Source organism: Pseudidiomarina sp. CB1, from assembly GCF_024752025.1.
Taxonomy (GTDB): Bacteria; Pseudomonadota; Gammaproteobacteria; order Enterobacterales; family Alteromonadaceae; genus Pseudidiomarina.
Map to the genome: position 1 here is coordinate 1,298,152 of NZ_JANTPU010000001.1, position 26,469 is coordinate 1,324,620.

Annotated in this window: 30 protein-coding genes; 4 read left to right on the plus strand and 26 right to left on the minus strand. The window is 50.8% G+C overall.

What is annotated here, in order from left to right; all coding sequences use genetic code 11:
- Positions 1-6 precede the first annotated feature (6 nt).
- Entirely contained in the window at positions 7-537 is a 531-nt protein-coding gene (msrA, locus tag NV375_RS06225) for a peptide-methionine (S)-S-oxide reductase MsrA (RefSeq protein WP_126771439.1), read from the plus strand.
- Between the two features lie 25 nt (positions 538-562).
- Here the strand turns inward: msrA and fdx are convergent, their stop codons facing one another.
- The 10 genes from fdx to suhB form a co-directional block, all read right to left on the minus strand.
- Positions 563-901 carry an ISC system 2Fe-2S type ferredoxin gene (gene fdx, locus NV375_RS06230; RefSeq protein ID WP_126771441.1) on the minus strand — a complete coding sequence of 113 codons (339 nt, stop codon included), beginning with the start codon at positions 899-901 and terminating at the stop codon, positions 563-565.
- A gap of 115 nt (positions 902-1,016) precedes the next feature.
- Positions 1,017-2,912 carry a Fe-S protein assembly chaperone HscA gene (hscA, locus tag NV375_RS06235; protein ID WP_258807344.1) on the minus strand — a complete coding sequence of 632 codons (1,896 nt, stop codon included), beginning with the start codon at positions 2,910-2,912 and terminating at the stop codon, positions 1,017-1,019.
- 44 nt (positions 2,913-2,956) lie between these two features.
- On the minus strand, positions 2,957-3,145 hold the full coding sequence (locus tag NV375_RS06240) for a hypothetical protein (protein WP_258807346.1): 189 nt from the start codon (positions 3,143-3,145) through the stop codon (positions 2,957-2,959).
- Complete coding sequence (hscB, locus tag NV375_RS06245; protein ID WP_258239935.1) at positions 3,145-3,645, minus strand: co-chaperone HscB; 501 nt, start codon at positions 3,643-3,645, stop codon at positions 3,145-3,147. The genes NV375_RS06240 and hscB overlap by 1 nt, the downstream gene beginning before the upstream one ends.
- Positions 3,646-3,969: an iron-sulfur cluster assembly protein IscA gene (gene iscA, locus NV375_RS06250; protein WP_126771447.1), complete on the minus strand. Its 324-nt coding sequence runs from the start codon at positions 3,967-3,969 to the stop codon at positions 3,646-3,648.
- A gap of 62 nt (positions 3,970-4,031) precedes the next feature.
- On the minus strand, positions 4,032-4,415 hold the full coding sequence (gene iscU, locus NV375_RS06255; RefSeq protein WP_126771448.1) for a Fe-S cluster assembly scaffold IscU: 384 nt from the start codon (positions 4,413-4,415) through the stop codon (positions 4,032-4,034).
- A 15-nt stretch (positions 4,416-4,430) separates the two neighbouring features.
- Positions 4,431-5,645 (minus strand): IscS subfamily cysteine desulfurase, encoded by a 1,215-nt coding sequence (locus tag NV375_RS06260; RefSeq protein WP_258807347.1) that lies wholly within the window; start codon positions 5,643-5,645, stop codon positions 4,431-4,433.
- A gap of 30 nt (positions 5,646-5,675) precedes the next feature.
- The gene (gene iscR / locus NV375_RS06265; RefSeq protein WP_126771452.1) at positions 5,676-6,164 is read right to left on the minus strand and encodes a Fe-S cluster assembly transcriptional regulator IscR; all 489 of its coding nucleotides are present in this window, start codon (positions 6,162-6,164) and stop codon (positions 5,676-5,678) included.
- A 246-nt stretch (positions 6,165-6,410) separates the two neighbouring features.
- Positions 6,411-7,130: a tRNA (cytosine(32)/uridine(32)-2'-O)-methyltransferase TrmJ gene (trmJ, locus tag NV375_RS06270; RefSeq protein WP_258807348.1), complete on the minus strand. Its 720-nt coding sequence runs from the start codon at positions 7,128-7,130 to the stop codon at positions 6,411-6,413.
- Between the two features lie 197 nt (positions 7,131-7,327).
- Positions 7,328-8,128, minus strand: a complete 801-nt coding sequence (gene suhB, locus NV375_RS06275; RefSeq protein ID WP_126771456.1) for an inositol-1-monophosphatase — start codon at positions 8,126-8,128, stop codon at positions 7,328-7,330.
- Positions 8,129-8,472: 344 nt separating this feature from the next.
- On the opposite strand from suhB, the gene NV375_RS06280 reads away from it, so the two are divergent.
- Positions 8,473-8,643, plus strand: a complete 171-nt coding sequence (locus NV375_RS06280; RefSeq protein WP_258807349.1) for a DUF3545 family protein — start codon at positions 8,473-8,475, stop codon at positions 8,641-8,643.
- 87 nt (positions 8,644-8,730) lie between these two features.
- Here NV375_RS06280 and ung read toward each other — a convergent pair whose 3' ends face one another.
- Complete coding sequence (gene ung / locus NV375_RS06285; protein WP_405035604.1) at positions 8,731-9,384, minus strand: uracil-DNA glycosylase; 654 nt, start codon at positions 9,382-9,384, stop codon at positions 8,731-8,733.
- Positions 9,385-9,455: 71 nt separating this feature from the next.
- Between ung and NV375_RS06290 the strand changes: the two genes are divergently transcribed.
- The gene (locus tag NV375_RS06290; RefSeq protein WP_126771460.1) at positions 9,456-10,238 is read left to right on the plus strand and encodes a glycosyltransferase family 2 protein; all 783 of its coding nucleotides are present in this window, start codon (positions 9,456-9,458) and stop codon (positions 10,236-10,238) included.
- 39 nt (positions 10,239-10,277) lie between these two features.
- Here NV375_RS06290 and NV375_RS06295 read toward each other — a convergent pair whose 3' ends face one another.
- The 5 genes from NV375_RS06295 to NV375_RS06315 form a co-directional block, all read right to left on the minus strand.
- Positions 10,278-12,302, minus strand: a complete 2,025-nt coding sequence (locus NV375_RS06295; protein ID WP_258807350.1) for a S9 family peptidase — start codon at positions 12,300-12,302, stop codon at positions 10,278-10,280.
- A gap of 200 nt (positions 12,303-12,502) precedes the next feature.
- A complete protein-coding gene (locus NV375_RS06300) occupies positions 12,503-14,347 on the minus strand; it encodes a DUF1302 domain-containing protein (RefSeq protein WP_241967831.1) in 1,845 nt (614 codons plus the stop codon).
- A gap of 138 nt (positions 14,348-14,485) precedes the next feature.
- A complete protein-coding gene (locus NV375_RS06305; protein ID WP_258807351.1) occupies positions 14,486-15,319 on the minus strand; it encodes a hypothetical protein in 834 nt (277 codons plus the stop codon).
- 140 nt (positions 15,320-15,459) lie between these two features.
- Positions 15,460-16,389 (minus strand): electron transfer flavoprotein subunit alpha/FixB family protein, encoded by a 930-nt coding sequence (locus tag NV375_RS06310; protein ID WP_126771465.1) that lies wholly within the window; start codon positions 16,387-16,389, stop codon positions 15,460-15,462.
- A complete protein-coding gene (locus NV375_RS06315) occupies positions 16,386-17,135 on the minus strand; it encodes an electron transfer flavoprotein subunit beta/FixA family protein (RefSeq protein ID WP_258807352.1) in 750 nt (249 codons plus the stop codon). Before NV375_RS06315 ends, NV375_RS06310 begins: the two co-directional genes overlap by 4 nt.
- Before the next feature lie 134 nt (positions 17,136-17,269).
- On the opposite strand from NV375_RS06315, the gene NV375_RS06320 reads away from it, so the two are divergent.
- Positions 17,270-17,665 (plus strand): SufE family protein, encoded by a 396-nt coding sequence (locus tag NV375_RS06320; protein WP_258807353.1) that lies wholly within the window; start codon positions 17,270-17,272, stop codon positions 17,663-17,665.
- Here the strand turns inward: NV375_RS06320 and NV375_RS06325 are convergent.
- The 10 genes from NV375_RS06325 to ptsP all read right to left on the minus strand — a co-directional run bounded on the left by NV375_RS06325 (position 17,662) and on the right by ptsP (position 26,469).
- Positions 17,662-18,162, minus strand: coding sequence for a DUF1543 domain-containing protein (locus tag NV375_RS06325; RefSeq protein ID WP_258807354.1), 501 nt, complete (start codon positions 18,160-18,162; stop codon positions 17,662-17,664). The genes NV375_RS06320 and NV375_RS06325 overlap by 4 nt on opposite strands.
- 135 nt (positions 18,163-18,297) lie before the next feature.
- The gene (tcdA, locus tag NV375_RS06330; RefSeq protein WP_258807355.1) at positions 18,298-19,083 is read right to left on the minus strand and encodes a tRNA cyclic N6-threonylcarbamoyladenosine(37) synthase TcdA; all 786 of its coding nucleotides are present in this window, start codon (positions 19,081-19,083) and stop codon (positions 18,298-18,300) included.
- A gap of 20 nt (positions 19,084-19,103) precedes the next feature.
- Positions 19,104-19,421: a CcdB family protein gene (locus NV375_RS06335; RefSeq protein WP_258807356.1), complete on the minus strand. Its 318-nt coding sequence runs from the start codon at positions 19,419-19,421 to the stop codon at positions 19,104-19,106.
- Positions 19,421-19,654 carry a type II toxin-antitoxin system CcdA family antitoxin gene (locus NV375_RS06340; RefSeq protein ID WP_258807357.1) on the minus strand — a complete coding sequence of 78 codons (234 nt, stop codon included), beginning with the start codon at positions 19,652-19,654 and terminating at the stop codon, positions 19,421-19,423. The genes NV375_RS06335 and NV375_RS06340 overlap by 1 nt, the downstream gene beginning before the upstream one ends.
- A gap of 95 nt (positions 19,655-19,749) precedes the next feature.
- The gene (locus NV375_RS06345) at positions 19,750-21,066 is read right to left on the minus strand and encodes a type II toxin-antitoxin system HipA family toxin (RefSeq protein ID WP_258807358.1); all 1,317 of its coding nucleotides are present in this window, start codon (positions 21,064-21,066) and stop codon (positions 19,750-19,752) included.
- A complete protein-coding gene (locus tag NV375_RS06350; RefSeq protein ID WP_258807359.1) occupies positions 21,060-21,401 on the minus strand; it encodes a helix-turn-helix transcriptional regulator in 342 nt (113 codons plus the stop codon). The genes NV375_RS06345 and NV375_RS06350 overlap by 7 nt, the downstream gene beginning before the upstream one ends.
- 294 nt (positions 21,402-21,695) lie before the next feature.
- Entirely contained in the window at positions 21,696-22,547 is an 852-nt protein-coding gene (locus NV375_RS06355) for a thymidylate synthase (protein ID WP_258807360.1), read from the minus strand.
- Positions 22,544-23,365, minus strand: a complete 822-nt coding sequence (gene lgt / locus NV375_RS06360) for a prolipoprotein diacylglyceryl transferase (RefSeq protein ID WP_258807361.1) — start codon at positions 23,363-23,365, stop codon at positions 22,544-22,546. The genes NV375_RS06355 and lgt overlap by 4 nt, the downstream gene beginning before the upstream one ends.
- 3 nt (positions 23,366-23,368) lie before the next feature.
- Entirely contained in the window at positions 23,369-24,160 is a 792-nt protein-coding gene (locus NV375_RS06365; RefSeq protein WP_258807362.1) for a sulfite exporter TauE/SafE family protein, read from the minus strand.
- Between the two features lie 35 nt (positions 24,161-24,195).
- Positions 24,196-26,469, minus strand: coding sequence for a phosphoenolpyruvate--protein phosphotransferase (gene ptsP / locus NV375_RS06370; RefSeq protein WP_258807363.1), 2,274 nt, complete (start codon positions 26,467-26,469; stop codon positions 24,196-24,198).

The following is a 26,469-nucleotide window of genomic DNA, read 5'->3' on the forward strand; positions in this document are numbered from 1 at the left end:
CTGTATATGACACAACAAATCACTTTGGCCGGCGGCTGTTTTTGGTGCATCGAAGGCGCATTCAAGCAAGTTCGCGGCGTCTTGAAAGCACAATCAGGCTACGCTGGTGGCAATAAGCCAGAACCCACCTATGAAGAAGTCTGCACGGGGAACACTGGGCACGCCGAAGTCGTGCAAATCACTTTCGAGCCCACCGCATTATCCGTGCGCGAAGTCCTTGAGATCTTTTTTGCCTTGCACGACCCGACGCAATTAAACCGGCAAGGTAACGACGTTGGCACACAATATCGTTCGGCTATCTTTTACCAAACCGATGCGCAAAAAGAAGAAGCTGAAAAGATCATTGAAGAAATGCGCGCTGAAGGTACGTGGCAGGACGAGATAGTGACCGAGGTATTACCGCTCGAGAAGTTCTGGCCTGCGGAGGACTACCACGATAATTATGTAGAGCGTAATCCACAAAATGCCTACTGCCAGGCGGTCGTAAGCCCGAAATTGGCGAAGTTTAAGCGCACTTTCGCCGAGAAGCTCGAATAAAAAAGGAGGCCTCGGCCTCCTTTCTTTAGTGGTTTTCTTTGACCATGTTGATGGTGTATTTGGGGATTTCAATGACAAGGTCTTCGCCGTTGACGCGGGCTTGACAGCTTAGGCGTGAGTCGGGGTCGAGGCCCCAGGCTTTGTCGAGCATGTCGTCTTCGTTGTCGTTGATTTCGGCGAGTGAGTCGTAGCCTTCGCGCACGTAGACATGGCAAGTGGTGCAGGCGCAAACCTTTTCGCAGGCGTGCTCAATGCCAATACCGTTGCGGAGTGCGACATCTAATACGCTTTCGCCGTCAGCTGCTTCAACAGCGGTGCCTTCTGGGCACAGTTCTTCATGCGGTAAAAAAACGATTTTTGGCATTACACGGTTCCTCGTTTAAGCTTTTCCCGTAGTAGAACTACGGGCTACTTCACTTTGTTTGGTTCTGGTTCCCCCGTAGTAGAACTACGGGCTACTTCAATTTGTTCGGTTCTGGTTACAGTTCGTTGACGTTGCTGCCGGACAATGCTTTGCGGATGCCAGCATCCATACGTCGTGCTGCGAAATCTTCGCTGGCTTGATCAACCGTTTCAATGGCTTTCTCGATGTCATCCGACGATGTACCCGCGCGAGCTACGCGCAAGGCTTCCATGGCGTCATCAAGTCGTTTACGTTCCGCTTCGTCCAACAATTCGCCATCAACAGCTAAGGCACTGCTTAATGCTTCTAACACGCGATCTGCTTCGACTTGTTGTTCGCGCAACATACGCGCCGCCATGTCTTCTTTTGCGTTGGTCATCGACGAAGTGATCATCTGCGTGATGTCTTCGTCGTTCAAGCCGTACGATGGTTTCACTTGAATCGATGCGGATACACCGCTTGATTTCTCCATTGCCGTGACACTAAGCAGGCCATCGGCGTCCACTTGGAAAGTCACACGAATATGCGCTGCCCCTGCTGCCATCGGTGGGATATCCGTTAATACGAAACGCGCGAGTGAACGGCAGTCGTCGACGAGTTCTCGCTCGCCCTGCACCACATGGATCATCATGGCGGTTTGGCCATCTTTGAAAGTGGTGAATTCTTGTGCTTTCGCAACTGGGATCGTAGTGTTACGTGCGACCACTTTTTCCACCAGTCCGCCCATGGTTTCTAAGCCTAAGGATAGCGGAATCACGTCCAACAATAGCATGTCGGAATCGGGTTTGTTGCCCGCGAGGATATCCGCTTGAATGGCGGCACCGATGGCAACCACTTGGTCGGGGTCGATCGATGTGAGCGGTTCGCGGCCGAAAAATTCGCCGACAGCCTCACGCACCCGTGGCACACGGGTTGACCCGCCGACCATGACGACATCGAGCACTTCGGCGGCGTCAACTTCGGCGTCTTTTAGGGCGCGACGGCAGTTGACCAAAGTTTTGCGCACTAAGGGTTCAATGAGTTCGTTGAGTTGGGTGCGCGACAGTGTTGTTTTGAGTTCGGTGGCGTTGGGTGATTCCCCCGCAGTAGAACTGCGGGCTACGTGCACTTCGACTTCAGACTTATCGGTTAAGGCTTCTTTGGCGGCTTTGGCAGCGTTGATTAACGAGCGTTCAAGGCGCGCTGGTACGGCGTCGTCCAAGCCCCAAACCTGCTTTAGGTGGCTAACAATAAGCTGGTCGAAGTCGTCACCACCGAGGGCGCTGTCGCCACCGGTCGCCAGCACTTCAAATACACCACCTTGTAGGCGCAAAATCGAAATATCGAAGGTGCCACCGCCAAGATCGTACACGGCGATCAGGCCTTCGCGGCCGGTGTCGAGGCCGTAGGCTACCGCGGCTGCGGTAGGTTCGTTGAGTAAACGTAAGACGTTTAAGCCCGCCAGTTGCGCGGCGTCTTTGGTGCTTTGCCGTTGCGCGTCATCAAAATAAGCTGGCACGGTGATGACTACGCCGGTGAGCTCGCCACCTAAGGCGGCTTGAGCGCGAGCCGATAAAGAACGCAAAATGTCGGCCGATACTTCAACTGCATTGCGTTCGCCGGCGGCAGTATGGAACACGGGTACGCCGTTATCGGTTTCGCTCATGCGGTAAGGCAAATTTGCGAAGTTACGCTGTACGTCGGCAACGGTGCGGCCGATAAAACGTTTGACCGAGACGATGGTGTCTTCGGTAGCGAGTGAGGCATCGCCATGTTTCGCGACGGCATCATGACCGACGCAGATTTCGTCAGCGCCGTAGTAAACCACTGAAGGCAGAATTGCGCGGTCTTGCTCGTCGCACAACACTTGAGCTTCGCCGCTGCGCACGGTGGCAACCAAAGAGTTCGTGGTACCTAAGTCAATTCCTGCCGCCAACCGATGTTGATGCGGGGCTGTGCTTTGTCCGGGTTCTGCAATCTGCAAAAGTGCCATTCAGAAAACCTCGTTATTCGTGATTCGTGTAGCCCGTAGTTTTACTACGGGTTTGACCTGACGTTTTGGCCATGATCGTTGTATTCGACATACCCCGCAGTAGAACTGCGGGCTACGACATCTCGGCCATGGTTGTTGTATTCGACATACCCCGCAGTAGAACTGCGGGCTACGACATCTCGGCCATGATCGTTGTATTCGACATCCCCCGCAGTAGAACTGCGGGCTACCATTAAACGTCTTCTAGGGCTTCGAGTTCGCGGCGGAGTTTGTGCATGAACTTTAATTTGCGAATTGTATCTGCTGCCGCTTCGTTGTCATTTGCAACTAACAAGCGCTCCAATTCACCTTGTAGCTCAGCGGTCTGCGCAGCTAAGTCTTTATAAGCGGCATCAATTCCAGCGAAATCGCCAGCATCGAGCTCTTCCACACGCTCACGCCACTCCATTTGCGCCATCAAAAATTCAGGATCTTGCAGCGTCTTTTGCTCGTGCTGCATATCCACACCGCGCAACGCCAGCAAATGTTCCGCACGCAACAACGGCGATCGCAACGTCTGATAGGCATCATTCAGTTGCGCCGTACGCTGCACTGCGAGCATCTTATCGCGCTCACTACCCGACGCATGACGATCAGGGTGGAGCGCCTGTTGCAGCTTGCGGTAACGCTGCTGCAACTCGGCTAAATCTAGCTCATAGGCGACGGGGAGATTAAAAAACTCGAAGTGATTCATTTATACGTTAAAGCTCTCGCCGCAACCGCATTCGCCTTTGGCGTTAGGGTTGTTAAACTCGAAGCCTTCATTCAGGCCTTCTTTAACGAAGTCGAGCTCGGTACCATCAAGGTAGACCAAGCTCTTGCCGTCGATGATGATCTTCACGCCTTTTTCTTCAAAGACGGTATCGGTGTCGTCCACCTCATCAACGAACTCCATTACGTAAGCAAGGCCTGAGCAGCCGGTGGTTTTAACACCTAACCGGATACCCTCGCCCTTACCGCGCTGTTCCAAGAACGACCGCGCACGTTGTGCGGCCGCTTCGGTCATGGTAATCGCCATTACTGCCTCATTCTTGGTGCAAAAGTAGTGGTGCTAAAGTAGTGCTACAAATCGACTTAAAATTAGCCTGCGTGTTTTTTCTTGTAGTCTTCCAACGCGGCTTTAATCGCGTCTTCTGCCAAGATAGAACAGTGAATTTTCACTGGCGGCAACGCTAATTCTTCAGCGATTTGCGTATTTTTCAACTGCGACGCTTCTTCAATCGACTTACCTTTTACCCACTCAGTTACAAGCGAGCTTGAAGCAATTGCCGAGCCACAGCCATAAGTTTTGAATTTTGCGTCTTCAATGATGCCAGCATCGTTGATTTTCAACTGCAATTTCATCACGTCACCACAGGCTGGTGCGCCGACCATACCGGTCACTACCGATGGGTCGTTCTTGTCGAAGCCGCCCACATTCCGTGGGTTTTCATAATGGTCGATTACTTTTTCACTGTATGCCATAACACTTCACCTCTCTTAGTGTGCCGCCCACTCAACGGTGTCCAAATCAACGCCGTCTTTGTACATTTCCCATAGGGGCGACATGTCGCGCAAGCGACCAATTGATTTCTGAATTTGCTCTACTGCGTGGTCCACTTCTTCTTCAGTTGTGAAGCGACCAAAGCTGAAACGAATTGAGCTGTGCGCTAATTCGTCATTGCGGCCTAAGGCACGCAACACGTATGAAGGCTCAAGGCTTGCTGAGGTACAGGCTGAACCTGAAGAAACCGCTAGGTCTTTCAGTGCCATGATCAGGCTTTCACCTTCAACGAAGTTAAAACTAATATTGAAGATATGCGGCACGCCATGCTCTTGCGAGCCGTTTACGTACACTTCTTCGATGTCTTTTACGCCATTCCATAGGCGGTCACGCAAGGCACGGAAGCGCTCACGCTCGGCAGCCATTTCTTCTTTTGCGATGCGAGCAGCTTCGCCCATACCGACGATCTGGTGCGTTGCTAAGGTACCTGAACGCATACCACGCTCATGACCACCACCGTGCATTTGCGCGTTTAGGCGAATACGCGGACGACGGCGAACATACAAGGCACCGATGCCTTTCGGGCCATACATTTTGTGACCAGAAAAGCTCATCAAATCGACCGGCAACGACTGTAAATCGATGTCGATTTTACCAGCGCTCTGTGCTGCGTCGACATGGAAAATAGTCTTATTCTCGCGACACAAGTTTCCGATAGTCTCGATATCTTGAATCACGCCAATTTCGTTATTCACATGCATAACGCTGACCAAAACAGTGTCTTCGCGCAACGCCGCTTTAAACACGTCGAGGTCAAGCAAACCGTCTTCTTTTACGTCTAAATAGGTAACTTCAAAACCTTCGCGCTCAAGCTGGCGACAAGTATCAAGCACAGCTTTATGCTCAGTTTTAACCGTAATGATGTGTTTACCTTTTTTCTGGTAAAACTCTGCAGCGCCTTTGATGGCCAAGTTGTCAGATTCTGTTGCACCTGAGGTGAAAACAATTTCACGCGGATCGGCATTGACCAAGTCAGCAATCTGGTTACGAGCGATATCGATCGCTTCCTCTGCCTGCCAACCAAAACGGTGCGAACGTGATGCCGGGTTACCAAACTGACCATCTGGCGTTAGGAACTGGATCATCTTCTCAGCCACACGTGGGTCAACTGGCGTGGTTGCTGCGTAATCAAAATAAATCGGTAATTTCATTCAGTGCTACTCCTCACGTTGTCAGACAGCTTATAACTGACAATTCAGTGCAATTTGTTGCTCGCGTTTCTTTTGCTCCGCGATTTGCGCATTTTGGCGCTCGGCGACTTCGTTGATATCGCGTTGCTTGACCAGTTCAGCCAAGCTAATGTTCGCCAAGAAGTCTTCAATACGATCACTTAAATTCGACCATAGCGAATGGGTTAAGCAACGGCTGCCACCTTGGCATCCGCCCTTGCCGCCACACCGTGTGGCGTCAATGCTCTCATCCACCGCTTGTATCACTGCGCTAATCGAGATCTGATGCGGTGCATAACCCAAGCGATAACCACCGCCAGGCCCCCGCACACTGCTCACGAGTCCTTGCTTACGCAGGCGCGCGAACAATTGTTCAAGATAGCTAAGTGAAATTCCTTGCCGCTCAGAAATATCTGCCAGCGGCACGGGTCCTTGTTCTGTATGTAACGCAACATCAAGCATTGCAGTTACGGCATATCGCCCTTTCGAGGTTAAGCGCATAGCTTTATTTCCTCCATCGTTATGCCGTAATTTTCGCATTCCCGACTATTTTAGTCAAGTATTCTGAAGAGCCGTTATTCGTTGTTCGTGCGTTCGGCTGCGCCTCACTGTTCGTCCGCTCACTGCGTTCGCTGTTCGGCGGGTAGCCCGTGGTTCTACCACGGGTCCAACCTGACGTTTTGACCATGTCCGTTCAATTCGGTATACCCCGTGGTGAAACCACGGGCTACGAATAACGAATAGCGATTAACGCTTTTGGTTTTGCTTATCGATTGAGGCGAGGATGCCGCGCAGAATATTGAGCTCATTTGCTTCTGGCCTTGCTCGGGTGAACAAGCGCCTTAGCTTTGCCATTACCTGACCTGGGTGCTGCTTAATGATAAAGCCGGTATCCGTCAGAGTACTCTCAAGATGCACGTAAAACCGCTCGAGGTCTTCAGTAAGTGGATACTCACTTTCGGCAGTACCCGGCTGTTTATCTGCTTCAAGCCACTGCATGCGTATCTCGTAGGCAAGGGTTTGTACCGCCATAGCGAGGTTTAACGAACTGTAATCCGGATTGGTAGGAATGTGCACATGATGTGTACATTGTTGCAGCTCTTCGTTGGTGAGCCCGCTGCTTTCTCGGCCAAAAACGAGGGCCACTTTGTAATTGGCGCTCTCGGCAAGTGCTTGCCCTGCCGCTTCGCGAGGGCCGAGTAGTGGCCAATCAAGCGTGCGATTGCGTGCGCTAGTGCCAATGACCATGCCGCAGTCAGCGATAGCGTCACTCAGATTATCGACAATAGATGCGCCATGTAGCACATCCGTTGCGCCAGCCGCCAACGCCGAGGCATGGCTATCGGGAGCCTGCACAGGATCCACTAAGGTTAGCTCTGATAACCCCATCGTTTTCATCGCCCGCGCCACCGAACCAATATTGCCGGTGTGCGAGGTATTGACGAGAACAATACGTATATTTTTCATCGTGCGATGCTCCAATCTTTGAACCGTAGCCCGCAGTTCTACTGCGGGGGGCGGCGAAACTACCTTGTATCCCTGAAACTACCGTGTATCCCTGAAACTACCGTGTATCCCCGTTGTTTGCTACCCGTACTAGAAGTACGGGCTACGTACGGGCTACGTACGGGCTACGTACGGGCTACGTGCGGGCTACGTACGGGCTACTTCATGCTGCTCGGTAAATGTGGGCGTGCTTTGCTTAAAATTCCCTGCACGACCTTGGGGTTACCGGCAACGACGTGCCCGCTTTGCATAAAGCCATGACCGCCCGCAAAGTCAGTCACCAGACCGCCCGCTTCACGTACGATCAAACCGCCCGCAGCGATGTCCCATGGCTGCAAACTGAATTCCCAGAAACCGTCCATCCGACCTGCAGCAACATACACCAAGTCCAGTGCAGCAGCACCGGCGCGGCGCATGTCGGCAGTCTGCTCGAACAAGCTACCAAAAACATTCTGGTAATTCTCAACAAGGTCTTTGCGCTTAAACGGAAAGCCTGTCGCTAATAGCGCACCATTCAAATCACGCTGTTTGGTCACACGAATACGCTTACCATTTAGCTGAGCGCCAGCACCACGGCTGGCCGAGAACAGTTCTTCGCGCAACGGATCATAAACGACCGCAGCCTGAACTGTGCCTTTATGTAAGTAAGCGATTGAGATTGCGAAATGCGGGATACCGCGCAGGTAATTGGTGGTGCCATCGAGCGGATCGATAATCCACTGATGCTCAGGGGTTGCACCCTCATGTGCACCGCTCTCCTCAGCTAAGAAGCTGTGATCTGGGTACGTTTTCTGAATTGTACGAATAATCGCTTGCTCAGCTGCTTTGTCAATTTCAGTGACGAAATCGTGCTGGCTTTTGGCTTGAATATTCAGGTCAGCTTCAACGCCGAAATTCTTACTCAAAATTTTGCCGGCCGCACGCGCAGCGCGCACCGCGATGTTTAACATGGGATGCATACCAATATACCTGTGCTGTGAAAGAACAATTTTGTGGCCGCGGATTATACTCGCTTCGCTCGTTAAAAGCAAAAGCGTTGTGTGTTGTCGTGCGTTCGAGTAGCCCGTGGTTCTACCACGGGTTTAATCGGACGTTTTTACCATTTACATCGAATTCGGCCCCCCCCGTAGTAGAACTGCGGGCTACACGGTCGTTTCGGTATACCCCGTGGTAGAACCACGGGCTACCCGATCGAACTGCGCAGCGGACGAATAACGAATAACGCGCTTGTATTTTTTATCGCCAGGTGTTATTAAAGTGTTGCGCTATGCCTAAAATAACAACTATAAGCTAGGAGGATCCCATGGATCATTCAGAAGAGCTAAACGGTGTTGAAGCAAAACAGAACAAGTCACGTCGAGTAAAACGCAAGTGGCGGGAAATTGAAGCGCTTAAGGAAAAATATCGGTTACGAGATGAGCTGAAGGACATGGATTACGGTCTCGATCTTGAACTCGATGAACTCGAATTCTAAATGGTAACCCGTGGTTCTACCACGGGGTATGCCGAATCCAACGTACATGGTCGAAAAATACGGTGAATCCCGTGGTAAAACCACGGGCTACCATTGAATCGGCTTGCTAAGTAGTTCGTTGGTGCGTTTGAAATGACCACAGGCCAGAAAGCCTCTGTGCGCCGATAACGGCGAGGGGTGGACCGCGGTCAATACATGGTGGCGTTGTCGATCGATCAACGCTCCTTTCTTCTGCGCGTGTGCGCCCCAAAGCAAAAACACGACCCCTTCACAGTGCGCATTAATTTTCTCGATAACGCTATCGGTAAAACGTTCCCAGCCCCAACTGGCGTGCGAATGTGCTTTCCCGTCTTCCACGGTCAATACGGTATTCAACAACAACACGCCCTGCTCAGCCCAATGCGTTAAATCGCCATGTTCGGGCGGCTGATAATCCGGGTAGTCGTGTTGTATCGCCTTATAAATGTTGCGCAATGACGGCGGCAGTTTGACGCCTTGCGGTACGGAGAAACATAGCCCATGAGCTTGCCCTGGACCGTGATACGGGTCTTGGCCGAGGATCACCACTTTCAGCTCTGCTAACGGTGTTAAGCGAAACGCATGAAAGACCTCTGCAGCGGGTGGATAAATGCGCTTGCCACTTTCTCGTTCCGTTTTCACGCGATTGAGTAGCGTCTGAAAATACGGCTGTTGCTTTTCTTCCGCTAACACGTCGCTCCAGTTTTTTACGGTAACCAACACGTTCTCCTTCGCCCCTTTTGGAACTTTTGCGGTATCATGAAGCCATTCATATTAACAATCTGGGGCTCTGTATGTCAGCAACAAACGACTACCCACCCATTAGCGTTTTCATTATTACTTTAAATGAAGCAGCGCACTTAGATGAGGTTTTAGAAAGCGTTCGCGGCGTTGAAGAAATTGTCGTCATCGACTCAGGTTCTACCGACCGTACCCTTGAAATCGCGGCAGCGCATGGTGCCCGAATCGTCCACAACGACTGGCCTGGTTACGCTAAACAAAAAGAGTTTGGTATTCAACAATGCACACACAACTGGATCCTAAACCTTGATGGCGACGAAGTCCTTCCCGCTGGCGGTTTGCAAATGATTCGGGAACGCATTGCCCAAGGCGATATCAACGGCATCTGGATCCACCACGACGATATTTTTATGGGACATAGCTTACATAAAGCGCGTCATCATAAGTACCGCCGTGTGTACCGTAAAGACAAATGCCACATGAATACGGATGTTTTAGTGCACGAGCATATTGAAGTTGAACCGCCGCTGGCCTATTTGCCCATTTATCTAAAGCATTACGGTTACGATACTGCGCATGGCTACATGGACAAGCTTAATAGTTACTCGTTGCTGAAAGCACAACAACGCGAAGAACAAGGACGGCCTTGCAGTTTACCGCGGTTACTGCTTATCTTTCCGGTGATGTTTTTAAAGTTTTATTTAGGCAGGCAAATGATTTGGTCGGGATGGCGAGGTTTTATCAAAGCTAATATTGATGCCTTTCACTTTTTTCTGACCGAAGCCAAGCTCTATGAAATGGCCTACCGACGGAAGCGCGAACGCGATAAACAATAGCGAAGCGAGCCTACCCGCTCGGGTAGGCTCGCACTTCGTTTATTCTGCGGCTTCCCCGCCGTATTTGTTAAACCAATGCAAAATGTACGCTACCTTACCAATCAAATTCGAGGGTCGACTGTAGATGCCATGCGGAGCATCCGGCACCCGTACCATCGCAGTGTCGACGCCTTGCAACTTGAGCGCCTGATAATACTGCTCAGACTCTGAAATTGGCGTGCGATAATCAGCCTCACCAGTTAACAACATGGTCGGCGTGGTCACGTTGCCAACGTAGCTGATCGGCGAATACTTGAGGTAATGCTCTGGATTCTCCCAAGGTAAAGCAGGGAACCAATACTTGGTGAAGTAGCTGTACGCATCTGCGGTGAGCACAAAGCTGTACCAGTTGATCACCGGCTTCGCTACCACAGCAGCGCGGAAACGATCGGTATGACCGACGATCCAAGCGGTAAGCACGCCACCGCCGCTACCGCCGGTAACATACAAGCGCTCTTCATCAATGAAACCTTTGTCGACCACAGCGTCAACACCGTCCATTAGGTCATCATAATCTTGACTTGGATAGTTATGATGAATTTCTTGCGCAAATTCCTCACCATAGCTGGTGCTTCCGCGTGGATTGGTATAGAGCACAACATTGCCGGCTGCCGCCATCAACTGCACTTCGGCCGAAAAAGTTTCAGCGTAAGCAGTGTGCGGACCACCGTGGATCTCGAGAATCAACGGGTACTTTTTGCTCTTATCGAAGTTCGGCGGGTACACAATCCAGCCTTGGATTTGGTAATCACCGTGCTTCGAGTCATACCAAATTTCTTCGACCTTACCGAGTTCTTTGTGCGCAAATAGGTCTTCATTCAACTGCGTTAGCTGCTGTGTTTTCCCACCACGCTGTAAGACTAAGTCGGCTGGGCGTTGCGCGTTTGCTTCGGTGAAAACCAAAGTATCGTTCGCCGCTACATCAAAGTCGCCACCGCTATATGGACGTCCATAGCTGAGACCACCCATGCGGTCGGTCAGTTGTTGGCGCTCACCATTTAGGCTTTGCTTAACGATATGTCCGTTGCCATGCCGATCATAACTGAAATAAACAGCTTTACTGTCTGGTGACCACTGCACATCGCTAACGCTGTAATCGAGGTTACTGGTCAGCAGCTTAGGCGCTTTGGCGTTCAAATCCATAACGTAGAGCTGCGTCAGTTGATAACTCATTTTCTCGTCGTCATTGCCAAGCCAAGCGAGCTTCGTGCCATCCGGACTCATCGTGGGCGAACGATCGGGTCCGTTACGATCGGTGAGTTGGCTAATTTCTTGGCTGGTGACATTAACGCTATAAAGATCAGAGTTTTGCGGCTGATCAAACGCGTCTTCGCGAAGATTTGCCGAGAAAATAATACTATTATTGCCGTTCCAAGCTAAATTACCGCCATGATGGTAGTCACCGTGTGTGATTTGGCGCGGTGTACCGCCGTCGGCTGGCATCACATAGATTTGCGTATAGCCATCTTTGGCATAACCAGCGCCGTCAAAACGATACTGCTCTTTGTCGATGTATTTCGGTGGCTCCGCCCATTTGGCACCTTCTGGGGCCTTCGGCAGGCTAACGGGTGGCGCGGAAGGCTCAGGTGTGAACATGGTAAATGCCAGCCATTCGCCATTGGGCGACCAACTTAAGTTGCTGGGCGAGCCAGTTAAGCGGGTGACTGGTGCGTGTCGTTGGCTGTCGGTCCAGTACAAGTGGATTTGGTTGCTGCCGCTGCGATTGGATACGAACGCAAGCGTTTTGCCATCCGGCGACCAGGTCTGCGAGTGATCGTTGGCGTCACCACCGAGCAAAGGTCGTAATTCACCACTTGCATCAACGCGCCATAGTGCGCCGTAGCGACGGTCGGTCATGATATCCATGTAGTTTCTGATGAATACGGTATAGTCACCACTTGGATGTACGGTTGGTGCACTGGCGTATTCGAGCTGGAAGACATCTTCGGATTGGAAGATGTTTTGTTCAGTAGCTGCGGCGCTGGTCGTTGCCAGCGCCAGCATCATTCCGATGGTAGTTTTCATTTTGGACTCCGACGTAGCCCGCAGTTCTACTGCGGGGGAAGCTTTCAAATTACCGCTGAGATCGAACTAAATAACCTTAGTCGATCAATTTAAACTTTACCCGTAGTAGAACTACGGGCTACACGTCATTTTCGCAAGTGATGTTCGACGAATGGCACAAAAAAACCCGCCGAAGCGGGTTTTTCAAATGCGTTCTGCGATTAGAAGCTGTAGCTGAAGCTAACGGCAGCAAAATCGCGGTCGCTTGCTGGCTCGTAGTCGCCACCAGAGTTGATGTTGTAACCAACACCGATTTTATATTGCGACAAATAGCTGAAGTCGACACTCAAGCCAACTGTTTTGCGGCCTTCAATGAAGTTACTGTTTGGCGAGTAACCTTTTACATCATGACCGAAAGCTAACGTTGGCGTCATGTTCCAACCTGAGAATACGTTGTTGTACTCAGCGACGAAACGAGTGCGATAACCCCATGATGAAGCAGTTACGAAACCTTCACAGTTGATATCACCGGCAGGGCTTGGATTACCTAACTGCTGCTGATCCGCGACAGTCAAGCACTTGCCGTATACAGGGTTACGACCGAAACGCTGCTCATCCAAGCTAGGTAACGAATGCACTTTGTTCATCGCAATTTCACCAATGAAGGTCAAACGGCTCGCACCTAGAACGTTATCCAAGAAACGAATACCAGTGACCTGGTATTGGCTTACGTCCAAATTCTCGTAGCCTTCTTGCAACTCACCAAGGTTCGTGAAGTTACCTTGTCCGTCAGTTTCAAGACGGTCACTAAAGGTACTTGGTACGCCGGCACGCAGACCCGCAGTCAAGATTTCAGTGGTATTAATCTGAACTGGCATATCTTTACGGAAGCTATATTCACCACCGACTGACCAAAGACCAAAGTTAGTACTAAAGCTTGCGCCAATAATTTCTTGGTCTTCTGGATACTGCAACACGTAGTTCGGACCGGCAATCGGATAGCCGTCTGGATGCGCTAAACCTGCGGTCGGTTGCACCTGCCAGTTATACGCTGAAATAATAGGTGTTTGGTTGTGAATGTTCATGTAGTACAAACCAAACTCAACATCGAGATCCATGTTGTAGTGACGTAAAGCGAAACCATATTGGCCGCCGTCGTCTGGCTCGATGTTTGGTGCACGGTCTAAGTATGCACCGAATGCAACTGACTCTTGATCGCTCAAGCTGCTTGACGGTTGTCCAGCAACCAGCGTTGGGTTCAAGGTCACTTTGTTACATCCTGGACCACCTAAAATGTCGACCGTCGAGAAGAAGGTACCACAGCCGTCTAGCTTGGTGTTGTCCCACTCATATTGATAAAACATGTCGAGGCTGGTTTCGTCGGTCAAACCAAGGTTGATATTAACCATACCAACTGGCAACAACGCTTCTTTGATTTCAACACCTGGACGACGCACGGCGTTGACGTCGATGGGGTTGATGGCGTTGACACCATTGAAGATGAAGGTGCTCTCACCCCAGCTTAACACTTGGCGGCCAACGCGCAAGTTGACTGGCATTTCACCTAAGTCGAAATACGCGTATGCGAACGCATCTAATAGCTCAAAACCGGAACCCGTTGACCAATCGTCAAGACCATCGTTGTTCAGGGTGACGTCTGGGTAGTAATTTGTCGCGGTATGACCGTGCGCCACTTCTTGGTTCTTGATGACATCGTCATACCAATATTTGAAGCGGAAGAAGGCGCCGTAATCGCCGCCATCGATGCTTAGATCGTGCACACCTTTGACAACCGACGACACCATGTCACCTTTGTCATAGTTCAGGTTACCGTCGTCGGCAACACCTGATTGACCTTGACCACCAGCCATGTTGCCAGGGTGAATGACGCGAAGATCTTGGTCTTCCATCCGCCATGCGGCACCGTATGAAATAATGGAGTCAAACTTAACGCGGAAATCACCCACTTCAAATTCTGCGGCGTGAGCCCCGGCACTTCCTGCGAATGCTAGCGCTACCGCAGTAGCGAGAGGTAATTTTTTAAGCATAGTTGTTCTTCTTTTCATGTTAGCCACCTAATCCCATTAGGATGTTATAGGCTCAATCATGTCCGATGAGTTACAAATATGCAAGTGCTCTCTAACGAAAAATCCACTAAGCGGGGCCTCTGTCCCGCTTAATGGATTTGCTGCACTGCTATCGGTTTAGTTCGGACGCTGACTAGCTTGATAGGCCTGCCGCAGTGAACTTGCTTCCGTCGAAGTCACACTGCCATTCTTTTGCCAATTTTGGATAGTTCGCATGGCACAGCTCACCGTATCACCACAAGCTGCCAACAGCGCCTCAAGGCTGAAGTCTTCAGCGCCGTAACTGACACTTGTCGCGTAGCCTTGCGCGATGCCCTGATAACCCTCACCGGTTTGGTTATCAATAGAACGGTCATAATAGAGGAACGCATAGTTGTACGAGCCAGCGGTTAAAACTGGGTAAGCGGTCATATCTGCAAACAAATTAGCGATAGATGCTTCAGCCCCCATACCGACACCACGTGACAATAAATCAGCGCCAAGACTGATTTCACGGTCGACAAAACGTTGCTCGCCCGCTGAAATCAGTGCCCAAAATGCGCTACCGCTCGGATAATTCGTGGCACTTGCGTCAGCGCCATATGCGAATAACGAGTAGAGTTCTAAAGAAGTCGCAAAGGCAAACTCGTCAGCATGCGCGCTCGCCGAATAAAGAACCTCGCCAGCCGCAGTCGAAATTTCCATCGCTACGGAACGCGTCGCGTTAAGGTATTCTTCAGACAGGCCAAGAATAACCGTACTTTCAGCCAAAGCAGCGTCCTCAACAATTGTTGCCTCGAACACCAGAGGTTCCGCCAGAGGGCCTTGATAGTCACCTAGTTGTGGCAAGCTAGCAAACAGCAGCTCGCCTTTGATTTTTAGTGTTTCTTCAGCAGCTTGCACCGTCGACAGCGTCAAAAGTGAAGCCAAAGCTAGCGCTTGCAGTGCGCCTGTTAGCAATGAACGTTTCATAAGCTGATCCCTTGTTTGTTCCCCAAGCACGCAAGTGGTGCCCTTTCAACATAAGAGAAAACCTGCGATTGCACAATATTTAGCCACAAAAAAGCCCGCAACAAAGTGCGGGCTAATAAAAAACACTAACTTAGGGCTGTTTAAAGCGCTTGCTCTAACTCCGGCAACACATCAAACAAATCCGCTACCAAGCCGTAATCAGCAACTTGGAAGATCGGCGCCTCTTCATCTTTGTTAATTGCAACAATGACTTTCGAGTCTTTCATACCGGCCAAGTGCTGAATCGCACCGCTAATACCTACAGCGATGTACAACTCAGGTGCCACAATTTTACCCGTTTGGCCAACTTGCATGTCGTTAGGAACAAAGCCTGCATCAACAGCGGCGCGTGATGCACCTACCGCAGCGCCAAGCTTATCGGCGACTTTTTCCAGTAGGTGGAAGTTTTCGCCATTTTGCATACCACGACCGCCAGAGATGACAACGCGGGCAGCGGTCAGATCTGGACGCTCTGATTCAGCCAGTTCCTCACCAACAAACTCAGATTTATCATTATCGATAACGGTGTCGACGGCTTCAATAGAAGCATTGCCACCTTCAGCAGCGACCGCATCAAACGCGGTCGCACGCACGGTGATAACTTTAATTGCATCTTCTGACTGCACGGTGGCGATTGCGTTGCCCGCATAAATCGGACGCTTAAAGGTATCAGCACTTTCAACCGCAATAATATCTGACACTTGGGCAACGTCTAACAACGCTGCCACACGCGGCATGAAATTCTTGCCGGTGGTGGTTGCCGGCGCGAGAATGTGACCATAGTCTTTGGCCAGTTCAGCCACTAAGGTTCCTAAGTTTTCAGCCAGAAAGTGACCGTAAACGGCGTTGTCTGCGAGGCGTACTTTACTAACACCATCCGCTTTCGCGACTTCATCGGCTACCGCTTGGCAACCTTCACCCGCCACCAAAACGTCGATGTCGCCGCCAATGGCTTGCGCTGCGGCCAGTGTTTTCAGTGTCGCTGGGCTCAGCTCTTTATTATCGTGTTCGGCAATGACTAAAATACTCATAGGACTTTTGCCTCGTTCTTCAATTTGTCGACCAATTCCGCAACGTCAGCTACTTTCACGCCTGCGCTACGTTCCGCTGGCGGCTCAACTTTAAGTAATTTGACGGTGCGTGCAACGTTCACACCCAACTCGTCTGCTGTCGTCACATCAAGCGGCTTACGCTTAGCTTTCATGATGTTCGGCAACGACGCATAACGCGGTTCGTTCAAGCGTAAGTCAGTGGTTACAATCGCTGGCAACTGCAGCTTCACGGTTTGCAAACCGCCATCAACTTCACGAGTAACGTTAACGCTGCCGTCAGCCATATCGACTTTTGACGCAAAGGTACCTTGCGGCATACCAGTTAGAGCACCCAGCATTTGTCCGGTTTGGTTGTTGTCAGAGTCAATCGCCTGCTTACCAAGAATTACCAATTGTGGCTCTTCTTTTTCCACCACACCTTTTAAGATTTTGGCAACCGCCAAGGAGTCCGGCATATCATCGGTCTCGACTTGGATAGCGCGATCTGCGCCTAAAGCCAAAGCGGTACGCAGTTGCTCTTGCACCGCTTTCGGTCCAATCGAAACCACCACTACCTCGTCAGCAATGCCTTTTTCTTTCAGTCGTACTGCTTCCTCAACTGCGATTTCACAGAACGGGTTCAGGGCCATTTTCACGTTGGCCAAATCAACGTCAGATTGGTCAGCTTTCACGCGTACCTTTACGTTGTAATCAATGACGCGTTTGACCGCCACTAATATCTTCATGTTGTCGTTCCTGTTACGTTATTTGAATTCAGGTTTTAAGCTTAGACTGCCCAAGATTAACATTTTTCGGTGCAAAAATGGTACTATTGCCGTCCCTTTTCCGCTGATCTTGAGCATTTTCATTGGAGTTTTTTGTGTACGGCAAACTTAGCGAAAGCGATCTCGCCCAGTTAACAGCGCAGGCGCAACAACAACCTCAACGGCTTAAATTCTTGATTCAGCAAGCGGCTCTGTTGCCTGCGATGTCGGCACAACTGAGAACACCTGAAAACGAAGTGCACGGCTGCGAAGCCCAAGTGTGGCTCGTTGCCGAGTGGCGCGATAGCCACCTCGAACTGCAACTTGATTCGGCCTCACGGGTCGTGAAAGGTTTACTGGCGCTGATCTACCAAGCCCTACAGCACGCCACTGCCGAACAAGTTCGGACTTTCGAGCTTGACGCTTTTCTTCAGAAACTGAGCTTAGACGACATTGTTAGTGTCTCACGCCGCAACGGCCTGCGTGCAGTCGTCGCCGCTATTCAAAGCTAAGCGATCACTTCGTAGCCCGACCAATCAGGCACCAACGGCTGCGCTTTGCCGTCTTTCACCAGATGTATGTGCCAGCCTTCCAGCAAGTCCACATTCAAACAATTGTCGACGTCGTACAAGTCGTCTTTGTGCTGTTCGACGCTGTCGGTAAGCAGACATTGATAGCCGACGCGTTTAGCTTCGTCGGCGGATTTGGCGACAACTAGGGTGAAATCATGGAATTCGGCAAGGCGATCGGGATAATAGCCGCCGAAGTTAACGAACCAGAGCTTTTCGGGCTGATGACTGGGATCTTTGCTGAGTTCAATGCGGTAACCGTCGACGTGGTGCAGGTGCACGTAACTATCTAGGTGCAGGCCTTTGCGAGTGCCGAACCAATACTTGCGCAGTGTCGGGTAGCAGGCTTCGACGTTTTCGCCAGCCACGAAACGCACGTCGTGCACTTCAATATTGGCATGTGGTGCTGAGCCACCAATGTAAAACATAAATAGTTTCATAAGATTCTCTTAGCCCGTAGTTCTACTACGGGGTCATCAAACGTTTCCGGATGGTCATCATGTTGAAGAACCGCGTAGCCCGTAGTTCTACTACGGGGTCATCAAACGTTTTCACCATGGTCATCATGTTCGCGCTCAACCCGCAGTAGAACTGCGGGCTACTTTCTCTAGCAACAAAGCGACGGCGTGCATGGCAAAGGTGCAGGTGACGGGCATGGCGGCGCCGAAGCCGGTGGCGCAATCCATACGCATGCTGCCGGCACCGGGCTTCGCATGCGACCACTCGCCATCGCTCTGCGGATAACGTAATTGCTCCGTCGAATACACCGCTTTAATACCAAAACTACGGGCAGGATTTCGGGAAAAGTGATAATCGCGACGCAACATGGAACGAACTTTGGCAAGCAAAGGATCTTGTGTCGCTTTGGCTAAATCCGTCGAAGTCACCTTGCCTGGGTCAACCTGACCACCAGCACCACCACAGGTAACTAAAGGCACCTTTCGGCGTTTACACCACGCAATCAACGCAGCTTTCACTTGCACACTATCAATCGCATCCAGCACAGCAGTGACCGGCGAGCCTAAGTACTCATCCAAGTTCTCACGCGCCAAAAAGTCATCAATCACACGGACTTCGCAGTCCGGATTAATGTCTCGCACCCGTTGCGCCAGCACCTCGGTTTTCAATTGCCCCACCGTACTTGTCATCGCCGGCAATTGACGGTTGATGTTGGTAACACAAACATCGTCCAAATCAATTAACGTCAGCCCACCGACACCCGAGCGCGCTAGCGCCTCAACCGCCCACGAGCCTACGCCACCCAGCCCAACCACGGCAACGTGATGATTGCTGAACTGCGTCGCGGTGGCTGTACCATAGACCCGCTCAATACCTGAAAATCGTTCTTTAGAAGTTGTCATAGGGCGAATTTTACCACGCTCTAACAGCCAGTAATAAGAAAATCGAGCGCATTCAGCAGCTCATAACGCTGCTCACGCAACGAAGCCACGGGACTAAGGTTAGAGGGTACAGGAATACTCGCTAGCTGGTGTGTCATTAACACATAACACGCACCTTTGAGGCCAACTTCTGGACAAAGTACTTTCAACGGTGCATGGCGCAGCTCGTCTCGCGCAACTAGCGGTGCTACGACTCGCGTCGATAAATCACTGATGATTTCGGCTTGTAGATCGACAAAATAAGGATAGCTTTTGTTCGTATCGGGATCAGGGTTCGAGTAGACATCAAACTGTGCCATCAAAACACCCGATATTTCGTCGCGAAAAGGCCATTACGCTCGGCAAACTGGTTGGCCTCACCAAGTGCTTCTTGATTTTCTTGCTGCCAACGCAACTGTTTTTGCTTACGAACCTCTTCTTCCAACGCTGTTTCAAATGTCGCTGACAAATTGATTTTCAACGCCTTTGCCTCACGTAATAACGGTTCACTGACACTCAAGTTCGTTGGCTTTTTCGGGGGCGAATAGTTCATAAGAGTACCTAGCAATTTATGCGCATTAACTATGTGGATAAATTATGCGCATAAATGATGTGTTTAGCAATTCATTTTTGCCGAATCTAAGACGGCTACAAGTCGAGGCGTTGATGTTTGCGAATGAGCTCAATCAACGCACTAGGTACTTCTTGTTGGGCTGCGAGCTGTGGCCACTGGTTCACCGCCTCCAATGTTTGGTCGATCATGGCATCAAGCTTATGCCGACTAAACAAAGGGCTGACCTGCTCGAGCGAATAGATATCATCGCGGGTGAAGTCTTCGCGCTTGCCGTTGAGCTGCATCCAGTGTTGATTCACCCACTTACTGTCAGGTTTGTAGCTGTAAGCCACATCGTATGCCGGTGCCAACTGCCAGCGCCCCGCACGATATTGAAAGGCAAAATTCTTCGCGTGATCATCGTGATTGCGCGCAACGATATTGAAAATCATACGCCGCATGAGTTGCTCGGCTTCAGGCGCAGTTAGTCGCAACTGCCGAGCCACCGCAAACAGCTCACTGTACGAAAAACTACCCGGCTTTTTGTAGTCCACATGCGCAATCCCATTCAGCGTTTGCGTATGAATTTTTGTGTTGCCATCGCGATCAAAGCGCTCCGTCAAAAAGTGCCGACGGTCACCTTCTGGCAACAAATAACAGGGCATCATCTCGATACCGCACTGTTGTGCCATCAAGTAATACACATATTCCATCGCACCGTAGCCTTGCGGATCACCAAACGTCTCATGTCCCGTGCTGCGCTCTACCACGCCATCGAACTTCATCAAATAATGGCGGTATCCGGCCGGAATATCCGTTTGCCCCGAACACACTTGGGTAAAATCCTCATTAAACGCCAACACCGCTTTGGGCCTTGCCCCACCCGCGCTGGTGCCAACTGAAAGTAGCGCTAACATGGCCTCACGATCGGCGGCACCATCACTTGGCAACTCATGCTCAAAGCGCGCGCGACTATCGAGCACATCCTGAGCGATTTCAGTCAACTCAGCGATATCCACCTTCTGCATTTGCTCAAAACCGCGAACCTTATTGGCTGGTCGATACTCCAGCGCCCCCATCCCGCGCGTGCCAGTGTATTGCAGCCGCTGCAGCGGACTGATATCAGCAGGCTGCAAACCGCGATTGGCCACCCACGCATTGAGCACCGCATTACCAAAGTCATCGGGCAGCGAATCTGCCACTAGCCCGGGTAGCCCATGAAAGGTCGGCCCCGTTAATTCTGGAAAACTATAGATCTGCTTTTTTAATGGCATCGTAAGCGGCGCCAACTCAACTCCCGAGCGAATAAACTCAGGTGTGTATTCAAATGCGCCAAAACCCTGTTCACTATCAAAACTCAGTGCGCCCACCTCAGCATCCTGATACCAAACACTGATCACCTCGATTACCATGATGACTCTCCACTCACCTCGTCATCATCGCTACCGCCACGACTCCCCGTAGCGCGCTCGCGCTGCTTGCCTTGCAGCTTGCGCAACTGCAACGGCGATAACTGCGGCTTAGGTAAGAAATGATTCAATTGCTCGGCGCAATCGAGCGCCAGCAACAGCGCTACAAAATTCTCCAATTGCGCTTGCCCTTTCTCGGCATTCATCACAATCGTACGGCTCACACCCGCCCGTTTGGCGAGTTCCGCCTGAGTAATATTCGCGTTTAGTCGCGCTTGCTTGAGCCGTTGGCCAAGCTCTGCTGATAATGCTGCTGCTGATAAATGGCTAAGTTGCATGTTTGCTATTCGCTGTTTGTTATTCGCTGTTTGCTGTTCGCTGTTTGCTGTTCGACCAAAGACAAACAAGCATAGCTATAAAGTTTAATTTATTTGACTTAATTTAAGCTTATTTATTATTAAGTTGCTTAAATACGACTTTAAATATAGACCAAACACCTAGCGCGTCAAGGCATATAAAGTTCTTTATTCTTTACTTAAAACGAAATAAATGCATATAAAGTCATATATAATTAACATTATAAGCATTCATAAAGACAGCGTTCTTCAAATAGCGAATAGCAAACAGCGCTTTTAAACGCTGAAGGGATATTGAATCGCCGGATGATGCTGATAACCGTGCACCGCAAAATCATCCAGCGTAACCCATGTTTCGAGGTCTTTCAGAGACTTAATATCTGGGTTGATTTCGAGTTGTGGCGCTGGGAACGGCTCACGCTTGAGCTGCACATCACGCATCAGTTCGAGCTGATCTTCGTAGATGTGAGCGTTTACTATCTTATGGTAAGCCTTGCCCGCTTTATGGCCTGTGATTTGTGCCATCAGCGCTAGAAAAGTGAACACTTGTACCTGATTAAAATTTAGCCCCAACGGCACATCGCACGAACGCTGGTAGCTGGTTAAATACAGCGTATCACCGAGCAACGAAAAGTTATGCGTGTGCATACATGGCCGCAAACAGCCCATGTGGAATTCGCCCGGATTATAAAAACTCATGATTTCACCGCGATCATCAATGCCGCGACTTAAATTATCGACAATTTTGCGTAACTGATCGACAAAGCCACCATCCGGTTTCGCCCAACGCCTACCCTGCACACCGTAAACTCGGCCCATATCGTCTTCACCTTTGCGGTGCGGGTTGGCCAGCCAAGCTTCATTCAGGTTGGCATTCGCATCCCAAGTCTTGGCACCCAATCGACGAAAATCCGCCGCATTGTCGTAGCCGCGAATGTAGCCGAGAAACTCCGCGATCGCCGCTTTCCAAAAACTCTTACGCGTAGTGATCAGCGGAAACTGATTGCCCGCCACATCATACTCTAGGTCGGCATTGATCACGGTCAGACAACGCTTGCCCGTGCGTTCATTCTCAACCCAAACGCCTTCGTCGACAATACGCTGGCATAACGCTAAATACTGCTTCATGCTTTGCCTCCTTGCGGTGCCTGATGAACCCGATACGCCCACACCATCATGACCACGCCAAGCACAATCATTGGCGCCGACAGCCATTGCCCCATCGACCAACCGAAATACAACAGACCAAGATGCGCATCAGGTTCACGGAAATATTCAATAAAGAAGCGCGCAGCACCATAACCGATCAAAAATAACCCACTGATCGCGCCCATAGGTCGTGGCTTACGGCTGAACAGGGCTAGAATGACGAACAATAGAAGTCCTTCTAGAGCTGCTTGGTATAACTGTGATGGATGACGTGGATCTGACCCAGCAGCAGGAAAAATCATGGCCCATGGCACATCAGTCGTGCGCCCCCACAGCTCGCCATTAATAAAGTTGCCGATGCGCCCAAAGCCCAGGCCCATTGGCACTAGCGGTGCAACAAAATCACCAATTTGAAGAAAACGTAACTGGGTACGCCAAGCAAAAATGGCCAGTACGGTGATAACGCCCAACAAGCCTCCATGGAACGACATCCCGCCGCTACCCATGTCAAACAAGTAAAGAGGATTGGAGACAAAATACTCAAATTGATAAAACAGCACGTAGCCAATGCGACCACCTAAAATAACGCCCATAAACGACCAAAACAAAAGGTCGCTAAAACGCTTTTCAGTCCAGCCCTGATGGGCATAATGGGGCATTTGTGTTTGCCGCTTTCCCCAAAAATAAGCGAACGCGAGGCCAAGCAAATACATTAAGCCGTACCAACGCAGCGCCAATGGGCCAATACTGAAGATAACCGGGTCGATGCTCGGGTGCATCATAAACTCAGTTTGCATGTTTTATCCTATAAATAATTCGAGTGAAACCAGTACTAAAAACGCCGCAAATCCCTGCTGCAAACGTTTCACTGGAATACGCTGAGTCAGCGCTGCGCCTAATGGCGCGCATAGCATCGACGCTATTGAGATCCCCAACCAAGCTGGCCCATGCACGTAACCCAACAAACCTTCGTTGGATTCCATTCGTTGGCCCAAGACAATAAATGCCAATACCGCACTAACGCCGATACTTAGACTACCTACTGAAGATACCGCAATCGCTTGCCGAATGGGAACCCTAAGACGTTGCAAAAGTGGCACGGTTAATGAGCCACCACCGATGCCCACCAGCGCCGACAAACTCCCTACCATAGCGCTAATAAGGGCCATTAGTCGTTTCGACACGCCCGTAATTGGCTCGCCGGTACGCTGCGGAATCAACATCCGAATGGACAACACTAACAACACGATGGAAAAAATCCGTTGCAGCCATTCAGGCTTTAACTGAGTGGCCAGCCAAGCACCAAATACCGCGCCAGCCATCAAACCAGGAATCAGTCGGCGCACCCAAAACCAACTGATTTGTCCATGTCGATAGTGCGAACGTGCGGCGCTTAATGTGGTCATGACAATGGTCGCTAAACTCGTCGCTACGGCCATTTGCACCACAAGTTCAGGGGGAACACCGAATACGGGAAGTAAATAGATCAATAGTGGAACAATGACGAGACCGCCACCAATGCCCAGCATGCCGGCCAATAAACCCGCAATCACGCCTCCGGCTAAACACCATAACCAGCCTGTGATGAGCACTGTTACTCCTTACCTGGGAAAAAGATTATTAACGCTTACCCGCCAGCACGGACAAAACCGCCTAAACCGGCTTCTTCTAACGTCATGGTTACGATCTGTCGTACTTCTTTTGCCGAACGCGCGCGCAACGCACGTTCGAGCATGGGAGCCAAATCCGCCGCCTTGCTGTGGCGAATAATCCAGCGGATTCTATCAATATTGTAGCTGTTCATGCTCAAGGTGCGATAACCCATCGCAAGCAGTAACAAGGCACCGCCGGGTTCGCCGGCCAGTTCACCACAAACTGACACCGGTTTATCGAGTTCATTCGCACGATCTATAATTTGCTTCAACGCATGCAAGACCGCTGGATGAAACGCATCGTATAAGCTAGCAACGCGTTGATTATTGCGGTCTACAGCGAGCAAATATTGCGTGAGGTCATTGGTACCGACCGAGAAAAAATCGACTTTATCAACAATCGTGTGCAGGTGATACACCATTGCTGGCACTTCAATCATAACGCCTAGTTTCGGCGGCACCAACTGCGCGCGATCATGCCCATTCGACTCTTCACTCACCTCGTGGTAGGCCTGTTTTACCATGCGGGCCGCATCATCAACTTCTTCTGCGCTAGTGATCATCGGCAGTAAAATATGTAAATTATTGCGTCCCACGGCTGCACGCATCATCGCACGAATTTGTACGAGAAAAATCTCTGGATGATCTAAGGTCATGCGAATACCACGCCAACCAAGAAACGGATTCTCCTCATCCATTGGCAAGTACGGTAACGGCTTGTCGCCGCCTACATCGAGGGTGCGCATGACCACCGTACCGGCTTTGAACTGCTCAAGCACTTGACTGTAAAGCTCAACCTGCTCGTCCTCAGTGGGCAGACGTTCATGCATCATGAACGGAATTTCTGTGCGGTAAAGTCCAACACTGGCAATGTCGAGCTCTTGTAACCAGTCGCGCTCGGTATTTAGCCCCACATTGAGCTGCAACGTCACCCGTACGCCATCTTCGGTCTCCACCGGTTTACCACGTGCTTGTTCGACTTTTTCACGCAGTTCGAGTTCTTCTTCAGCAAGCTGACGGTATTCGTTTTCGACCTGCAACGGTGGATTAATAAACAGATCACCGTTGTAGCCATCAACGATCAACGTTTCGCCATCGAGCTCATTGAGTTCGATGTCATCCGCCCCCAACACGGCTGGAATACCCATACTACGGGCCATAATCGCCGCGTGTGAATTACCCGATCCGCGCACCGAGACAATCCCCAAGATCTCGGTGTGCGGCAACTCGGCGAGCATTGTTGCTGTGACTTCATGGGCCACTAACACGCATTCAGCGGGCGGCTCGTGTTGCTGACGGGCCTTTTCTTTCAAATGAGATAAAATGCGTTGGCCCAAATCGCGAACATCACTAGCGCGTTCACGAATGTATTCGTCATCGAGGTTTTCAAACTGATTGACTAAGTCTTCAACGACCAACTTAAGTGCGGTCTGCGCTCGCCAACCATCATTAATCGTCTGTTCGACTTGCTGGCCCAAACTGGTGGAGTCCAACATCGCATGATAAACCTCAAAGATGGCGAGGGTTTCATCGGCCACTTGGCCTTTCATGCTGGCACTTAAATCATGCAGTTCCTGCCGCGTGCGTGCCACTGCTGAGCGAAAGCGTCGGACCTCGTGCTCGGGCATATCGGTACGCTTCGGCGTAACCTCACTCAAGCGCGCACGGGGTTTTACGACATACGCAGGACCAATCGCTACACCTGGCGCCGCCGCTAAGCCTTTGATCGTTTGCAACCACGGCGATTGCTTCACGGTACGCAAATAGCCCTTGGCTTCAGCATGGGCGATCACCACCGCAAGCTGGGCAGCAAGTGTCACCACAAAAGCTTCTTCGTCGCGGGTGAAGGCGCGATCATGTTCTTGTTGCACCGCCAACACGCCGAGCACGCGGCGCCGATGAATCACGGGAGCGGCCAACATGGCGTTGTAGCGCTCTTCATCGACTTCAGCGAGGCGTAAAAATTTTGGATGTTCACCAGCGTTGGCAATGTTTAGCGGTTCTTCACGCTGCGCCGCCAGTGAGATGACACCTTCACCAAAGGGAACATGGATGGGCTGATCTGAGTTGACTTGCAAGCCGTCGGTTGCGGCCAAATGAAATTGCTGTTGTTCGTGATCGGCAAGGTAAACCGTGCACGAGTCGGTCTGCAACGCTTCTTTGACTTGCCGCACCATGGTCTGTAGCGCCAGCTCAAAGTCTGGCGCCTGATTCACAGCTTCGACAATGCGTTGCAACACTCGCAGCAT

What these genes read in the sequence shown, in the direction of transcription:
- msrA (WP_126771439.1), top strand. Translation starts at nt 7, where the DNA reads ATGACACAACAAATCACTTTGGCCGGCGGCTGTTTTTGGTGCATCGAA.
- fdx (WP_126771441.1), bottom strand. Translation starts at nt 901, where the DNA reads ATGCCAAAAATCGTTTTTTTACCGCATGAAGAACTGTGCCCAGAAGGC.
- hscA (WP_258807344.1), bottom strand. Translation starts at nt 2,912, where the DNA reads ATGGCACTTTTGCAGATTGCAGAACCCGGACAAAGCACAGCCCCGCAT.
- NV375_RS06240 (WP_258807346.1), bottom strand. Translation starts at nt 3,145, where the DNA reads ATGGTAGCCCGCAGTTCTACTGCGGGGGATGTCGAATACAACGATCAT.
- hscB (WP_258239935.1), bottom strand. Translation starts at nt 3,645, where the DNA reads ATGAATCACTTCGAGTTTTTTAATCTCCCCGTCGCCTATGAGCTAGAT.
- iscA (WP_126771447.1), bottom strand. Translation starts at nt 3,969, where the DNA reads ATGGCGATTACCATGACCGAAGCGGCCGCACAACGTGCGCGGTCGTTC.
- iscU (WP_126771448.1), bottom strand. Translation starts at nt 4,415, where the DNA reads ATGGCATACAGTGAAAAAGTAATCGACCATTATGAAAACCCACGGAAT.
- NV375_RS06260 (WP_258807347.1), bottom strand. Translation starts at nt 5,645, where the DNA reads ATGAAATTACCGATTTATTTTGATTACGCAGCAACCACGCCAGTTGAC.
- iscR (WP_126771452.1), bottom strand. Translation starts at nt 6,164, where the DNA reads ATGCGCTTAACCTCGAAAGGGCGATATGCCGTAACTGCAATGCTTGAT.
- trmJ (WP_258807348.1), bottom strand. Translation starts at nt 7,130, where the DNA reads ATGAAAAATATACGTATTGTTCTCGTCAATACCTCGCACACCGGCAAT.
- suhB (WP_126771456.1), bottom strand. Translation starts at nt 8,128, where the DNA reads ATGCATCCCATGTTAAACATCGCGGTGCGCGCTGCGCGTGCGGCCGGC.
- NV375_RS06280 (WP_258807349.1), top strand. Translation starts at nt 8,473, where the DNA reads ATGGATCATTCAGAAGAGCTAAACGGTGTTGAAGCAAAACAGAACAAG.
- NV375_RS06290 (WP_126771460.1), top strand. Translation starts at nt 9,456, where the DNA reads ATGTCAGCAACAAACGACTACCCACCCATTAGCGTTTTCATTATTACT.
- NV375_RS06295 (WP_258807350.1), bottom strand. Translation starts at nt 12,302, where the DNA reads ATGAAAACTACCATCGGAATGATGCTGGCGCTGGCAACGACCAGCGCC.
- NV375_RS06300 (WP_241967831.1), bottom strand. Translation starts at nt 14,347, where the DNA reads ATGAAAAGAAGAACAACTATGCTTAAAAAATTACCTCTCGCTACTGCG.
- NV375_RS06305 (WP_258807351.1), bottom strand. Translation starts at nt 15,319, where the DNA reads ATGAAACGTTCATTGCTAACAGGCGCACTGCAAGCGCTAGCTTTGGCT.
- NV375_RS06310 (WP_126771465.1), bottom strand. Translation starts at nt 16,389, where the DNA reads ATGAGTATTTTAGTCATTGCCGAACACGATAATAAAGAGCTGAGCCCA.
- NV375_RS06315 (WP_258807352.1), bottom strand. Translation starts at nt 17,135, where the DNA reads ATGAAGATATTAGTGGCGGTCAAACGCGTCATTGATTACAACGTAAAG.
- NV375_RS06325 (WP_258807354.1), bottom strand. Translation starts at nt 18,162, where the DNA reads ATGAAACTATTTATGTTTTACATTGGTGGCTCAGCACCACATGCCAAT.
- tcdA (WP_258807355.1), bottom strand. Translation starts at nt 19,083, where the DNA reads ATGACAACTTCTAAAGAACGATTTTCAGGTATTGAGCGGGTCTATGGT.
- NV375_RS06335 (WP_258807356.1), bottom strand. Translation starts at nt 19,421, where the DNA reads ATGGCACAGTTTGATGTCTACTCGAACCCTGATCCCGATACGAACAAA.
- NV375_RS06340 (WP_258807357.1), bottom strand. Translation starts at nt 19,654, where the DNA reads ATGAACTATTCGCCCCCGAAAAAGCCAACGAACTTGAGTGTCAGTGAA.
- NV375_RS06345 (WP_258807358.1), bottom strand. Translation starts at nt 21,066, where the DNA reads ATGGTAATCGAGGTGATCAGTGTTTGGTATCAGGATGCTGAGGTGGGC.
- NV375_RS06350 (WP_258807359.1), bottom strand. Translation starts at nt 21,401, where the DNA reads ATGCAACTTAGCCATTTATCAGCAGCAGCATTATCAGCAGAGCTTGGC.
- NV375_RS06355 (WP_258807360.1), bottom strand. Translation starts at nt 22,547, where the DNA reads ATGAAGCAGTATTTAGCGTTATGCCAGCGTATTGTCGACGAAGGCGTT.
- lgt (WP_258807361.1), bottom strand. Translation starts at nt 23,365, where the DNA reads ATGCAAACTGAGTTTATGATGCACCCGAGCATCGACCCGGTTATCTTC.
- ptsP (WP_258807363.1), bottom strand. Translation starts at nt 26,469, where the DNA reads ATGCTGCGAGTGTTGCAACGCATTGTCGAAGCTGTGAATCAGGCGCCA.